The 13,428-nt window shown below is 67.8% G+C and carries 13 protein-coding genes and 1 tRNA gene; 10 read left to right on the top strand and 4 right to left on the bottom strand.

Annotated elements, in window-relative coordinates:
- The first annotated feature begins 83 nt into the window (after positions 1–83).
- Positions 84–794 (top strand): SDR family NAD(P)-dependent oxidoreductase, encoded by a 711-nt coding sequence (locus tag ACVWYO_RS17065; protein ID WP_457352795.1) that lies wholly within the window; start codon positions 84–86, stop codon positions 792–794.
- A gap of 3 nt (positions 795–797) precedes the next feature.
- On the opposite strand, the gene ACVWYO_RS17060 is transcribed toward ACVWYO_RS17065, so the two are convergent.
- The 3 genes from ACVWYO_RS17060 to ACVWYO_RS17050 all read right to left on the bottom strand — a co-directional run bounded on the left by ACVWYO_RS17060 (position 798) and on the right by ACVWYO_RS17050 (position 4,478).
- Complete coding sequence (locus ACVWYO_RS17060) at positions 798–2,048, bottom strand: class I SAM-dependent methyltransferase (RefSeq protein ID WP_457352793.1); 1,251 nt, start codon at positions 2,046–2,048, stop codon at positions 798–800.
- Positions 2,049–2,092: 44 nt separating this feature from the next.
- Positions 2,093–3,466: a cryptochrome/photolyase family protein gene (locus ACVWYO_RS17055; protein ID WP_457352791.1), complete on the bottom strand. Its 1,374-nt coding sequence runs from the start codon at positions 3,464–3,466 to the stop codon at positions 2,093–2,095.
- A gap of 64 nt (positions 3,467–3,530) precedes the next feature.
- Positions 3,531–4,478, bottom strand: coding sequence for a histone deacetylase family protein (locus tag ACVWYO_RS17050; protein ID WP_457352789.1), 948 nt, complete (start codon positions 4,476–4,478; stop codon positions 3,531–3,533).
- 47 nt (positions 4,479–4,525) lie between these two features.
- On the opposite strand from ACVWYO_RS17050, the gene ACVWYO_RS17045 reads away from it, so the two are divergent.
- The 8 genes from ACVWYO_RS17045 to ACVWYO_RS17010 all read left to right on the top strand — a co-directional run bounded on the left by ACVWYO_RS17045 (position 4,526) and on the right by ACVWYO_RS17010 (position 12,504).
- On the top strand, positions 4,526–5,470 hold the full coding sequence (locus ACVWYO_RS17045) for an alpha/beta hydrolase (RefSeq protein ID WP_457352787.1): 945 nt from the start codon (positions 4,526–4,528) through the stop codon (positions 5,468–5,470).
- Positions 5,471–5,633: 163 nt separating this feature from the next.
- Positions 5,634–6,113 (top strand): RNA pyrophosphohydrolase, encoded by a 480-nt coding sequence (locus ACVWYO_RS17040; protein WP_457352785.1) that lies wholly within the window; start codon positions 5,634–5,636, stop codon positions 6,111–6,113.
- 49 nt (positions 6,114–6,162) lie between these two features.
- Entirely contained in the window at positions 6,163–7,371 is a 1,209-nt protein-coding gene (locus ACVWYO_RS17035; protein ID WP_457352783.1) for a hydrolase, read from the top strand.
- Positions 7,368–8,384, top strand: coding sequence for an arginine N-succinyltransferase (locus ACVWYO_RS17030; RefSeq protein WP_457352781.1), 1,017 nt, complete (start codon positions 7,368–7,370; stop codon positions 8,382–8,384). Before ACVWYO_RS17035 ends, ACVWYO_RS17030 begins: the two co-directional genes overlap by 4 nt.
- Positions 8,385–8,508: 124 nt before the next feature.
- On the top strand, positions 8,509–8,727 hold the full coding sequence (locus tag ACVWYO_RS17025; protein ID WP_457352780.1) for a hypothetical protein: 219 nt from the start codon (positions 8,509–8,511) through the stop codon (positions 8,725–8,727).
- A gap of 68 nt (positions 8,728–8,795) precedes the next feature.
- Positions 8,796–9,695 (top strand): sulfate adenylyltransferase subunit CysD, encoded by a 900-nt coding sequence (gene cysD, locus ACVWYO_RS17020; RefSeq protein WP_457352778.1) that lies wholly within the window; start codon positions 8,796–8,798, stop codon positions 9,693–9,695.
- A gap of 173 nt (positions 9,696–9,868) precedes the next feature.
- On the top strand, positions 9,869–11,752 hold the full coding sequence (gene cysN / locus ACVWYO_RS17015; RefSeq protein ID WP_457355029.1) for a sulfate adenylyltransferase subunit CysN: 1,884 nt from the start codon (positions 9,869–9,871) through the stop codon (positions 11,750–11,752).
- Entirely contained in the window at positions 11,749–12,504 is a 756-nt protein-coding gene (locus ACVWYO_RS17010) for a 3'(2'),5'-bisphosphate nucleotidase CysQ (protein WP_457352777.1), read from the top strand. Before cysN ends, ACVWYO_RS17010 begins: the two co-directional genes overlap by 4 nt.
- A 238-nt stretch (positions 12,505–12,742) precedes the next feature.
- Here the strand turns inward: ACVWYO_RS17010 and ACVWYO_RS17005 are convergent.
- Positions 12,743–12,819 (bottom strand) — tRNA-Arg (locus ACVWYO_RS17005).
- A gap of 83 nt (positions 12,820–12,902) precedes the next feature.
- Here ACVWYO_RS17005 and ACVWYO_RS17000 point away from each other — a divergent pair.
- The gene (locus ACVWYO_RS17000) at positions 12,903–13,424 is read left to right on the top strand and encodes a hypothetical protein (RefSeq protein WP_457352775.1); all 522 of its coding nucleotides are present in this window, start codon (positions 12,903–12,905) and stop codon (positions 13,422–13,424) included.
- Positions 13,425–13,428: the final 4 nt, after the last annotated feature.

The raw sequence follows: 13,428 nt of genomic DNA, 5'->3' as shown, positions 1-13,428 counted from the left end.
ACGGGCGCTAGCTCTCTGCGAGGCTCGGCCCCACCCCCAACCCCTCCCCTGAAGGGGAGGGGCTTAAAGGGAGAGAGCCCCGTATGACCAACAAGCCCCTCGCTAATCAAATCGCCCTCGTCACCGGCGCAAGCCGCGGGATCGGCGCCGCGACCGCGCTCGCGCTCGGCGCGGCGGGCGCGCATGTCGTGATCACCGCACGCACCGCCGCGGGACTCGAAACGGTCGAGAACGCGATCTTCGACGCGGGCGGGTCGGCGACGATCGCGCCGCTCAATCTGACCGAAACCGACAGCATCGCGCGACTCGGCACCGCGATCGGCGAACGCTGGCCGGCGCTCGACATCATGGTGCTCAACGCCGGGATGCTCGGGCAGCTGTCTGCCGTCCCCGCGATCGACCCGAAGGAAATGGCGCAGGTCCTCACGCTCAACGTCAGCGCGCAGGCCGCCTTGATCGCAGCGTTCGACCCGATGCTGCGCAAGTCGGCGCACGGCCGGGTGATCGGCCTGACCTCGAGCGTCGGGCGCAAACCGCGTGCCTATTGGGGGATGTACGGCGCGTCGAAGGCGGCGTTCGAGACGCTGCTTGCCGCCTATGGCGACGAAATGGAGTTGATCAGCAAGGTCCGCACCGCGATCATCGACCCCGGCGCCACGCGCACCGCGATGCGCCACAAGGCCTATCCGGGCGAGGATCCCAAGTCGGTCAAGGATCCCTCGGTCGTGGCGGACCGGATCGTCGCCCTGCTGACCGAAGATTTCGCGACCGGGCATTTCGAGCGCGTCGAATAAAGATCATCCCTCTTGCTTCCCGCAGGGATCCGTCAAAACTCCCCTCCCGCTTGCGGGAGGGGGACTTTTAACCAGCGAGACATGCGCGACGTCGATCCCGCCGCCGCGGAAGCCACCTTCGCAATACATCAGATAATAGCGCCACAAGTCGATGAAAGACCGGTCGAATTTGGCCGGTAAGCGTCCTTCCGCCACCGCCGCATCGAACATCTCGCGCCAGCGCCGCAGCGTCTCGGCATAGTGCAGCCCGAAGGTGTGGTTGTCCCGCCACGCGAGCCCCTCCGCCTCCGCCAGCGCACGAAAGCGGCTCTCCGACAGCAACATCCCGCCGGGAAAGATGTAGCGCTGGATGAAATCGACATTCTCGGCATAGGCCGGGAAGATCGCGTCATCGATCGTGATGTACTGCAGCGCCGCGCGGCCGCCAGGCTTGAGCGCGCGCGCGATCGCAGCGAGATAGGCCGGCCAATATTCCTGTCCGACCGCCTCGACCATTTCGATCGAGGCGACCGCGTCATATTCGCCGGTGACGTCGCGATAATCGGTCCGCGAGACCGTGACGTCGCTTAAGCCGGCCGCCGCGATCCGCTGCTGCACCGCGAGCTCCTGCTCGGCCGACAGCGTGATCGCATCGACGCTGAGCCCGCGCCGCGCCGCCGCCTCGGCAAACGCGCCCCAGCCGCAGCCGATCTCGAGCACGCGGTCCCCGGGCGCCACCGCCAACCGGTCGAGGATCGCGTCGATCTTGGTCGCCTGCGCCGCCTCGAGGCTTTCTGCCGCTGCGACGGGCTCGGCGAACAAGGCGCTCGAATAGGTCAGACTCGGGTCGAGCCAGACGCGGTAGAAATCGTTGCCGAGATCGTAGTGAAACTCGATGTTGCGCCGTGCCCCGACGCGCGAGTTGCGCCGCCGGCTGTTCACCACGCGCCGCAGCGTGCGAATCACCCCGCCCGAGCGCGCGGTGCCGCCGAGCGTCACGCGGTTGCGCATGAACAGCTCGAACAGCACGGTCGGATCGGGGCTCGCCCATTCGCCCTTGGACCAGGCGACATACCAGCCCGCCGATCCGCCCGTCGCCAGCCGCAGCAGCGCGCGCCAACTGCGCAGGTCGACCACCGCCGCCGGACCCGGCGCGCGTCCGCCGAGCAGCCGGTCGCGCCCGTCGGGCAAGTGCGCGGCAAGCGATCCCGTGACCAGACCTGCGTCGATCCGGTCCAGCAGGCGGTGAAACAATTTCGAGAAGGCCCCAAGCATTGCGCGCCCCCTCGCATCCATGCCCGCGCACCGCAACGGGATTTTCAGCGCGTCTGGCGTGCCGCCTCAAGCGCACGCTCGCGCGCCGCGCGATGCCCGATGATTTTTGCGGGGTAGCCACGCGGGCGACAGCCGGCGTCCTCGGGATCGTGGACGGCATCGCCCCTGACGCCGGCAAGTTCGGGCACCCACTCGCGGATATAGGCACCCGCGTCGAACTTGGGCGACTGGACGAGCGGCGCCATGATCCGCACGAACATGTTCGAATCGATCCCGGTGCCCGCAGTCCATTGCCAATTGACCGCGTTCGACCCGTAATCGGCATCGACCAGACAATCCCAGAACCAGCGCTCACCCTTGCGCCAGTCAATCAGCAGATGCTTGATGAGGAAGCTCGCGGTGATCATCCGCACGCGATTGTGCATCCAGCCCGTCGTCCACAGCTGGCGCATCCCGGCATCGACGATCGGATAGCCGGTGCGACCCTGCTGCCACGCCTTGAGATCCGCATCCGCGGCCTTGCCCGTCCGCCAGGCGAGCGTATCGAGTGCGTCGCGACCGTTCTTGGTGCCGTAATCGGGATATTGCTGGATGACGGTCTGCGCATAATCGCGCCACCCGATCTCGCTGAGGAAGACATCGACCGAGCCTCCCGCATCGGCGACCGCGTGCCACACTTGCGCGGCCGACACTTCGCCGAAATGGAGGTGCGGCGAGAGGCGCGAGCTGCCCTCGACCGATGGCAGGTTGCGCGTCTCGTCATAGCGGTCGGCATGATCCGCGAATGCCTTCAGGCGTGTGTGCGCGCCCTTCTCGCCGGGCGTCCATTCCTTGCCGAACCCGGTCGACCAGTCGGGCTTGGTCGGCAGCAGATCCCAGTCGGCCAGCGAATCGCTCTTCGGCCAGTGCGCCGGCGCGGGGATATGCGCGGGCACGCGGCTCGGTTCGGGCGGCGGCAGCGTCGCCTTGAGCGCGCGCCAGAACGGCGTGAAGATCTTGTACTGCCCGCCCGAGCCCGTCGTCACCGAACCGGGCGGCGCGAGATAGTTGCTGTCGTGACACTCCAGGTCGAGCCGCTTGGCCACCGCGCGCTCGGCATTGCGCCACCACGGCTCGAAATGCCGGATCGCATGGACGCGTTTCGTACCGGTTTCCGCGGCGAGCTTGGCCAATTCGACATCGCACACCCCGCGCCGCAGGATCAGCCGCGATCCCTTCGCGCGCAAAGCGGCATCGAGGCTTTCGAGGCTGTGATGCAGCCACCAGCGCGACGCGCCGCCCATCGCATAGTGTTTCGGCGTGTCGTCATCGAGAATGTAGACCGGGATCACCGCCCCATCCTCGATCGCGGCGAGCAAGGCGGGCTGGTCGGCCAGCCGCAGGTCGCGGCGCAGCCAGAGAAGAACGGGATCGGTCAAGCACGGCCTCACAAACGAACGGGAGCGGTGCCCCTTTAGGCACCCTGGCCCGCTTCCGTCATGCTCAACTTGAACCGGCCGCCATCGTTCCCGGAGCGGGCAGATGCGCACGCGCCGCGTGATATGCCCGCCCCAATGTCAGGATCACCTCGACATGCGTCGCCGCGAGCGCGCGGACGTCATCGCCATAGCCGCCCCCCACCGTGCTCGCGAGCGCGATCCCGCGCGTCGCGGCGGCTTCCGCAATGAAGCGGTCGCGCGCGACGAGGCCCTCGGGCGTCAGGGCCAGCCTGCCGAGCCGGTCGCCCGCCAACGGGTCGATCCCTGCCTGGTAGAGGATCAGCTCGGGCCGATAATCGTCGATCAGCGGCACAAGCGTCGCCGCGAGCGTTTCCAGATAGGCGGCATCGCCGATCCCGTCGGCGAGCGGCACGTCGAGGCTCGAACGGGCTTTCCGCGCCGGGAAGTTCTTCTCGGCATGGATCGAATAGGTCGCGATCCCCGGCCGACCGGCGGTGAGCGCCGCCGTGCCGTCACCCTGATGCACGTCGCAATCGACGATCAGCACGCGCGCGACATCACGCTCTTCGACCAGCCGAACCGCCGCGATCGCGAGATCGTTGAACACGCAATAGCCCGCCCCGGTCTCGGCGAGCGCATGATGGCTCCCACCCGCGCTATTGGCGGCAAACCCACGGACGAGCGCGAGCCGGGCCGCGAGCCACGTCCCCGCCGGCACGACCTGCGCGCGCGCCGCGACGCTCGGCGTCACCGCAAAGCCGATCCGCCGCTCCTTCTCGCGCGGCACGCGCGCTTCGAGCACTTCGGCGACATAGTCGGGATCATGCGTCGCCTCGAGCCAGTGCAGCGGCATCGGCTCGGGTTCGTGCCAGTCGATCGCGCTCCCATGCGTGCGCAGGAGATCACGGATCGCGGCATTCTTGCTGAGCTGGCTCGGGTTGGCCGACTGGCCGTTCGCGACATAGGCTGGGTGATGGACGACCGCGATCATCCTCCCTAGGTAGGAGCAAACACGGCATAGACCAGATGGAGAGCAGCGTGACCGATCCGTATGTGCGCCCCGATGTCGCGGGCTTCCTCGCTTTCCTCAACAATATCCCTGGCCCCAAGATGCACCAGCTCGAGGCGCCGGCCGCACGCGCAACCTATGCCGCGATGAAGGACATCGCCGATCCGCCGGTCGGCGAGTTGGCGACGATCACCGACCTGAAAATCGCCGGACCCGCCGGCGACATTCCCGCGCGGCTGTTCGACACCGCCGCGACGCGCGCGGCTGGGCCGCTGGTCGTATTCTTCCACGGCGGCGGCTTCGTGATCGGCGATCTCGACACGCATGCGAGCTTTTGCGCCGAGGTGTCGCGTACGCTCGACCTGCCGGTGCTCGCGGTCGATTATCGCCTCGCGCCCGAGAGCCCCTGGCCCGCTGCACCCGACGATTGCGAGGCTGCGGCACGCTGGGCGGCGGCGAGCCCGGCCGCGCTCGGCCGGACGGTCACCGGCCTCGTCGTCTGTGGAGACAGCGCCGGAGGCAATCTCGCGATCGTCACGGCGATGGCGCTGCGCGATGCACCGGCCGCGGTGCCGGTAATCGCGCACCTGCCCTTCTATCCCGCGACCGACACGAGCCGCGAATATCCGTCTTATTCCCAATTCGCGGATGGCTATCTGCTCACGCGCGACAGTATGGAATGGTTCAACGCCGCGTATCAGGCCGAGGCCGAGCATATCCGCACCTCGCCGCTCAAGGGCGACCTCGCCGGGATGCCACCCGCGGTGGTGGTGACGGCAAGCCTCGACCCGATCCGCGACCAGGGCCGCGCGTATGCAGGGGCACTCGCCGCAGCGGGCGTTCCGGTAATCTTCCGCGAGGCCGTCGGCAACATCCACGGCTTCATCACGCTCCGCAAGGCGATCCCGTCTTCGGCGGCCGATGTCGCGGGTGCGCTTGCCGCGGCAAAAGCACTCATCGCGGAAGCCGCTTAATCCTCGCCCGAAACCGGGGGGGCCACCAGCCTCCGTCAGGCTGGTGGTGGAGGAAGCCGCGACAAGCGACACGCTCGCGAAGCGCCGCCCCCCACCCTCCGCTGAATGCTCCGGGGCCCCCTCCCACGCTTCGCGCGGGAGGATTTAGAAGAAAGAGTCCTCAATGACCGACCCCACCACCCTGCCCTATCGGCCCTGCGCCGGGATCATGCTGCTCAATGCCGACGGCCTCGTCTTCGTCGGCCAGCGGATCGATGCCGAGGTCGAAGCATGGCAGATGCCGCAAGGCGGGATCGACGATGGTGAGGACCCCGAGACCACCGCTTTGCGCGAACTCGGCGAGGAAACCGGCATCGCGCCCGAGCATGTCGAACTGATCGCCGCTGCGCCGCACGAATTGTTTTACGATCTACCCGAAGAGCTCGTCGGCCGCGTGTGGAAGGGCAAGTGGCGCGGGCAGCGGCAGCGCTGGTTCCTCTACCGTTTCCTCGGCAGCGACGCCGATATCGACATCGCGACCGAGCATCCCGAATTCAAATCCTGGCAATGGATCCGCCCCGAGACGCTCCCCGACGTCATCGTCCCCTTCAAGAAGACGCTGTACGAGGACGTCCTCGCCGCCTTTGCGCCGCATCTGTCCTGACGCGGTGCCAGGGGTGGAGCGTACCGCGCAGACCGGCTAGACCGAGCCTATGGTGGGGATGACAGACATTGACCGCGCGGCCGTCGCCTATGTCGCGACGCAGCCGATGCTGGCACAGGTCGAGGCCTGGTCGGCGATCAACAGCGGCACGCGTAACCTCGCGGGGCTGGCGGTGGTCGCGGAACAGCTCGCGGCGGCGTTCGGCGCGCTGCCGGGGGAGCTTGCGCTCGTCTCGGGCGACACTGCTGAAAGCGTCGCGGCCGACGGAACCGTCACCACGCTCAACCACGGCAAGCATCTGCATCTCGTCGTCCGCCCCGAAGCATCGGTGCAGCTCCTGCTGACCGGGCACATGGATACGGTCTATCCGATCGATCACGCCTTCCAGACGCTGACCGCCCGCGACGATGGCACGCTCAACGGCCCGGGCGTCGCCGACATGAAGGCCGGGCTCGCGGTTATGCTCGCGGCGTTGAAGGCCGTCGAGGCGAGCCCGCTCGCAGCGCGGATCGGCTATGAAGTCGTCATCAACTCCGACGAGGAAACCGGCTCCTTCTCCTCATCGGCGCTGATTGCCCGCGCCGCGCGCGGCAAGCTTGCCGCGCTGACCTACGAGCCCGCTCTGCCCGACGGCACGCTCGCGGGCGGGCGCGGTGGCACGGGCAATTTCTCGATCGTCGTCACCGGCAAGAGCGCGCACGCCGGGCGCAACCCGGACGACGGCCGCAACGCGATCGTTGCAGCGTCGGACCTCGCGGTGCGCCTATTCGCGGTTCGCTCGCCCGCGCTAGCCGTGAATCCGGCGCGGATCGAGGGCGGCGGGCCGAACAACGTCGTCCCCGATCACGCCGTGCTGCGGATCAATTTCCGCCCCGCCGACCATACCGAAATCGCGCGCGCGCAGGCGGCCATCGACACGCTGGTGGCCGACGTCGCCGCCGCGCACGACGTGACGATCGCGGTGCATGGCAGCTTCAACCGCCCGCCCAAGCCGATCGATCCCGGCGCCGCCAAGCTCTTCGCACTCGTCAAGGAATGCGGCGCCGCGCTCGGCCTCGACATCGCGTGGCGCGCGACGGGCGGGGTGTGCGACGGCAACACCATCGCCGCGTGCGGCGTCCCCGTCGTCGACACGATGGGGGCGCGCGGCGGCGCGATCCATTCGACCGACGAATTCCTCATCGTCGATTCGCTCCCCGAACGCGCCGCGCTGTCGGCGCTGACAATCCTGCGCCTTGCCGAAAAGGGCTCCCTTTGACTCACGTGATCCGCGCCGCGCGCGACAGCGATCTCCAGCCGCTCTACGAGATGGCCAAGCTCACCGGCGGCGGCTTCACCAATCTCCCGCCCGATCGCACGGCGTTGAAGGCCAAGCTCGACCGCAGCGCCGCCGCCTTTGGCCGCACAGAGGACGGCAAGGCCGACGATCTGTTCGTGCTCGTGCTCGAAAACGTCGAGACGGGCGAGGTGCGCGGCACCTGCCAGATCTTCACGCATGTCGGGCAGAGCTACCCCTTCTACAGCTACCGCCTCGGCACGCTGACGCAGCACAGCAAGGAGCTCGGCCGCACCTTCCGCGCCGACATGCTCGGGCTGACCACCGATCTCGAGGGCTGCAGCGAAGTCGGCGGGCTGTTCCTCCATCCGGGCGAGCGCGCCGGCGGACTCGGCATGTTGCTCGCACGCAGCCGCTACCTGTTCATCGCGGCACATCGCGCGCGCTTCGCCGATCGCGTGCTGGCGGAATTGCGCGGGATCATCGACGAGGCCGGCGGATCGCCCTTCTGGGACGGTCTGGCGGGGCGCTTCTTCGGGATGAATTTCCAGGACGCCGACCAGTTCAACGCGGTGCGCGGCCACCAATTCATCGCCGACCTGTTCCCCAAGCACCCGGTCTACATCGCGATGCTCCCCGAGAGTGCGCGCGCTGTGATCGGCCTGCCCCACCCGTCGGGCCGCGCGGCGATGCGGATGCTCGAGAATGAAGGCTTCGCGTACGAGAACTATGTCGACATTTTTGACGGTGGGCCGACGATGATCGCCAAGACCGACCAGGTCCGCACCGTGCGCGACGCGCAATCCTCGCGGATCGTCGCGCTCGACGACGATGGCGGCGAGCCAGCGCTGATCGCACACGGCCGACTCGCCGATTTCCGCTGCGCTTATGGCGGGGTGCGCGGCTGCGAGGGCGGCGTGGTGCTCGACCGGGTGACCGCCGATGCTCTGCGCGTCGGGGAGGATGCGATCGTCAGCCATGTCGCGCGGGCCTGACGCCACGGGGCGAAACGGGGCCAAGGGATCCGGCAACCGTCGGGTTAACTGACAGGTAACCATATCGGGCACCGCAGACCCCAGCCAAACCGCGCTTGGCCTGACCCTTGCTTTGGGTTGTTGCATGTGGACCAAACTTTCCAGCCTGTTCGTCATCAAGACCAAGTTCGAAGCCTTTGCGGTGATCTACGCACTCGCGCTCGGCGCGGTCGAACGCGGGGTGCATTATCTTTCGCAATATCCCGGCATCGGCGGCTGGCTGCTCTTTGCGGTCTGCCCGATCGCGGTGTTCATGGCGGGCGCGCGGATCCTCGACTCGGTCGAGCGCAATGCCGCGTCGTGAGCGCGCTTTAGACGCCAACAGGATAAGTTGATCGCGCGGCTGCGTTTCTCCACTATCTGCAATGCAGCATGACGACCCTGACCCACCTCCAACGGCTTGAAGCCGAAAGCATCCACATCCTGCGCGAAGTCGTCGCCGAGGCCGAGCGCCCGGTGATGCTCTATTCGGTCGGCAAGGATTCGGCGGTGATGCTCCATCTGGCGCGCAAGGCCTTCTTCCCCGGCAAGCCGCCCTTCCCGCTGCTGCATGTCGACACGACATGGAAATTCCGCGCGATGTACGACCTGCGCGAGCGCGCCGCGGCCACGGCGGGGATGGAGTTGATCGTCCACAAGAACCCTGACGCGGTGGCGCAGGGCATCAACCCGTTCGACCATGGCAGCCGCCACACCGACATGTGGAAGACCGAGGGCCTCAAGCAGGCGCTGACGCAGGGCGGCTATGATGTCGCTTTTGGCGGCGCACGCCGCGACGAGGAAAAGAGCCGCGCCAAGGAGCGCATCTTCAGCTTCCGCTCGGCGAGCCAGCGCTGGGACCCCAAGGCGCAGCGGCCCGAACTGTGGCACCTCTACAATGCGAAGAAGGCGAAGGGTGAGAGCATCCGCGTCTTCCCGCTGTCGAACTGGACCGAGCTCGACATCTGGCAATATATCCTCGCCGAAGGGATCGAGATCGTCCCGCTCTATCTCGCCGCGCCGCGCCCGACGGTCGAGCGCGACGGTATGCTGCTGATGGTCGATGACGACCGCTTCCGGCTCGAACCCGGCGAAGTCCCAGTCGATCGCTCGATCCGCTTCCGCACGCTCGGCTGCTATCCGCTGACCGGCGCGGTCGAGAGCGACGCGACGACGCTGCCTGAGGTGATCCAGGAAATGCTGCTCACCACCACCTCCGAACGCCAGGGCCGCGCGATCGATCACGATCAGAGCGCCAGCATGGAGAAGAAAAAAGCCGAGGGGTATTTCTGATGGGCACGCTTGGGAACGCAGGTATTCCTCCCCTCCCTAATTCTCCTCCCCTCCCTGAAAGGGAGGGGCCGGGGGTGGGTCGGCCCGTGGCGGCGTCAGCCCTCTCCCTAGGCCAACCCACCCCCAACCCCTCCCTTCCAGGGAGGGGAGACTCATATGCCCCCGACGCGCTCATCGCATCGGACATCGACGCCTACCTCCTGCAGCATCAGCACAAGTCGCTGCTGCGCTTCATCACCTGCGGCTCGGTCGACGACGGCAAGTCCACGCTGATCGGCCGCCTGCTCTACGATTCGCGCGCGATTTTCGCCGATCAGCTCGCCGCGCTCGAGGACGACAGCAAGCGCGTCGGCACGCAAGGGCAGAACATCGACTTCGCCTTGCTCGTTGACGGCCTCGCCGCCGAACGCGAGCAGGGCATCACGATCGACGTCGCGTACCGCTTCTTCGCGACCGAAAAGCGCAAGTTCATCGTCGCCGACACGCCCGGCCACGAGCAATACACGCGCAACATGGTGACCGGCGCCTCGACCGCCGACGCCGCGGTGATCCTGATCGACGCGCGCAAGGGCGTGCTGCCGCAGACCCGCCGCCACAGCTTCCTCGTTCAGTTGCTGCGGCTGCGCCACGTCGTACTCGCGGTGAACAAGATGGACCTGGTCGATTACGACCAGTCGGTGTTCGACACGATCGTCGCCGACTATCGCGCCTTCGCCAGCGCGATCGGGATCGAGCGCTTCACCGCGATCCCGATCTCGGGCTTTGCCGGCGACAATGTCGCCAGCCCGTCCGCGGCGATGCCGTGGTACGACGGCCCGACGCTGATCGAGCATCTCGAAACGATCGACGTCGAGGCCGACGCCGCGCAGGCGCGCCCGTTCCGGCTGCCGGTGCAATGGGTCAACCGCCCCGACCTCGATTTCCGCGGCTTCTCCGGCCTGATCGCGAGCGGCAGCGTCCGCCCGGGCGATGCGGTGCGCATCCTGCCCTCGGGCCGCACCACGACCGTCGCCCGGATCGTGACGATGGACGGTGACCTGCCCGAAGCGGTTGCCGGCCAGTCGGTCACGCTCACGCTCGCCGACGAGGTCGATTGCTCGCGCGGCGACGTGATCGCGCTCGCCGATGCGCCGCCGCAGGTCGCCGATCAGTTCCGCGCGACGCTCGTCTGGATGTCCGAAACCCCGCTGCTGCCCGGGCGGCGCTATTGGCTCAAGCTCGGCACGCAGACCGTTGGCGCGACCGTCCAGGAACCGCGCCACGCGATCGACGTCAACACGCTCGCCGAGCTCTCGGTCAAGACGCTCGGGCTCAACGATATTGGCGTCGCCGAGGTCTATACCGACCGCGACATCGTGTTCGAACCCTTTTCCGATGGCGCCGATCTCGGCGGTTTCATCCTGATCGACCGCGCGACCAACGCGACCGTCGCCGCCGGGATGCTCGATTTCGCGCTGCGCCGCGCGCAGAACGTCCATTGGCAGGCGGTCGACATCACCAACGCCGCGCATGCCCAGCAGAAGGGGCAGGTGCCGCGACTGCTCTGGTTCACCGGCCTGTCGGGCTCGGGCAAGTCGACGATTGCCAATCTCGTCGAGAAGAAGCTGTTCGCGCTCGGCCGGCACAGCTTCCTGCTCGATGGCGACAATGTGCGGCACGGGCTCAACAAGGATTTGGGCTTTACCGATGCCGACCGCGTCGAGAACATCCGGCGGATCGGCGAGGTCGCCAAATTGATGACCGACGCCGGGCTGATCGTCCTCACCGCCTTCATCTCGCCGTTCCGCGCCGAGCGCGACATGGTGCGCGCGATGCTGCCGGCGGCGTTCGTCGAGATCTTCGTCGACACGCCGCTCGCCGAGGCCGAGGCGCGCGACGTGAAGGGCCTGTATGCCAAGGCGCGCGCCGGGACGATCGCCAACTTCACCGGCATTTCGAGCCCCTATGAGGCGCCCGAACACCCCGATATCCGCGTCGAGACGACCCGCGAAAGCCCCGAAGCAGCGGCCGAGCGCATCGTCGAGCATATCATGGGTGTCTGGACCCACGACCTGTGAGCGACCAGACCGACGCCCAACTCGCCCGCTCGGTGGCGCTCGCCGCGGCCGAGGTGCTCCGCGACCTGTGCGTGGCGGGCGCCTGCCCGGATGCCGAACTGGGCGACCGCGGCGACCAGGATGCCAATGCGCTGATCCTGCGGCTGCTCCATGCGGCACGGCCCGACGACTACGTCCTGTCGGAAGAAGCCGCCGACGACGGCCTGCGCTGCGCCGCGCGGCGCGTCTGGGTGGTCGATCCGCTCGACGGCACCCGCGAGTTTCGCGAGCGGCGCGAGGATTGGGCGGTGCATATCGGCCTGGCGATCGACGGGGTGCCCGTAACGGGAGCAGTGGCGCTGCCCGCGGCGCACCGCGTCTTTGCAACCGACGATACGCCGCGGGCGTTCGCCCCTGCCCCACACCGCCCGCGCATGGTCGTCAGCCGCTCGCGCGCGCATCCGATCGTGCTCGCGGTCGCCGCGGCGATCGGCGCCGATCTGGTGCCGATGGGCTCGGCCGGCGCCAAGGCGATGGCGGTGGTGCAAGGCGAAGCCGAGATCTACCTCCACGCCGGCGGGCAATATGAATGGGACAATTGCGCGCCGGTCGCGGTCGCATTGGCGGCCGGCCTGTTCGCGTCGCGAATCGATGGCAGCACGCTGGTGTACAATTGCCGCGACCCGCTGCTCCCCGATCTGCTGATCTGCCGCCGCGAATATGCCGAGCAGGTGCTGGCGGCTGTCGCTGCGGCAACGCCCTTGCTGCCCTAACCCCCATACGTCACCCCGAGCTCGTCCCGGGATCCACCGGACGCACCAGGCGCCCGCGCGGCTCGCGCGGCACCACACGCTCCGGCACAAGGGCGGAGTGCCGGACGTTGGCGCGGCACGGGGCCGGCACCGTCCACCGTCCACCGTCTCGTCGGCGCGCACCACCGACACCGCCATAACGCAGAAAAGCCGGGACATTTCTGTCCCGGCTCGTCGCCCGCCATTCGGCGGAAAAGGTTGGTGCACCCAGAGCGATTCGAACGCCCGACCCTCAGATTCGTAGTCTGATGCTCTATCCAGCTGAGCTATGGGTGCAGTGGAGTGGCGCTGTTAGCGGCGTCTTTCGGAGGACGCAAGGGCGTTGCGTCACCTTTCTTGCCGACATAGAGGATTTCTTGATGACCCAGCCGCTTTTGCCCGCCCGCCCCGCCGCTTTAGCGCTGGCCCTGACCATGATCCTCGGCGGGTGCGCCGCGCAGACCTCGATGCGCTACCCCTCGCTGCTGCCACGCGCGATCGAAACGCGCAGCGATGCCGAGCCCGAAACGCCGGTCGCGCTCGCCGATCCCGAACCATCGACCGATTCGGCGCTGGCCGAGCTCCACAAGACCCTCGACCGCACCGCCGCCGATTTCACGCCTGCCGCGGCACGCGCCGAGCGGCTCGCCGCCGCCGCCAGGGGCGACGCGCCCGGCGCCGAGCGCTGGATCGCAGCGCAGACCGCGCTCGCCGAACTCGACGGCTATCGCGCAACGACGTCGGCGACGCTTTCCGCGATCGATACGATGGCCTCGGACCGCATCACTGGCGGCCAGCCCGACTATCCGGCGATCACGACGCTGCAGAGCGCGGCACAGGCGGCCTTCGAAGCGCAGAGCGCGCGCATCACCGCGATCTCCGCAACGCTGCCTGGCGCCTAGCCCG

This window comes from Sphingomonas sp. UYP23 (assembly GCF_054059235.1).
The sequence above is the reverse complement of the archived record's forward strand: the minus strand, read 5'-3'. Positions and strand labels throughout refer to the sequence as shown.

Excerpts from the sequence above, each read along its gene's own strand:
- ACVWYO_RS17040 (WP_457352785.1), top strand. The coding sequence starts at position 5,634 with ATGACCGACCCCACCACCCTGCCCTATCGGCCCTGCGCCGGGATCATG.
- cysD (WP_457352778.1), top strand. The coding sequence starts at position 8,796 with ATGACGACCCTGACCCACCTCCAACGGCTTGAAGCCGAAAGCATCCAC.
- ACVWYO_RS17025 (WP_457352780.1), top strand. The coding sequence starts at position 8,509 with ATGTGGACCAAACTTTCCAGCCTGTTCGTCATCAAGACCAAGTTCGAA.
- ACVWYO_RS17035 (WP_457352783.1), top strand. The coding sequence starts at position 6,163 with ATGGTGGGGATGACAGACATTGACCGCGCGGCCGTCGCCTATGTCGCG.
- ACVWYO_RS17065 (WP_457352795.1), top strand. The coding sequence starts at position 84 with ATGACCAACAAGCCCCTCGCTAATCAAATCGCCCTCGTCACCGGCGCA.
- ACVWYO_RS17000 (WP_457352775.1), top strand. The coding sequence starts at position 12,903 with ATGACCCAGCCGCTTTTGCCCGCCCGCCCCGCCGCTTTAGCGCTGGCC.
- ACVWYO_RS17060 (WP_457352793.1), bottom strand. The coding sequence starts at position 2,048 with ATGCTTGGGGCCTTCTCGAAATTGTTTCACCGCCTGCTGGACCGGATC.
- ACVWYO_RS17050 (WP_457352789.1), bottom strand. The coding sequence starts at position 4,478 with ATGATCGCGGTCGTCCATCACCCAGCCTATGTCGCGAACGGCCAGTCG.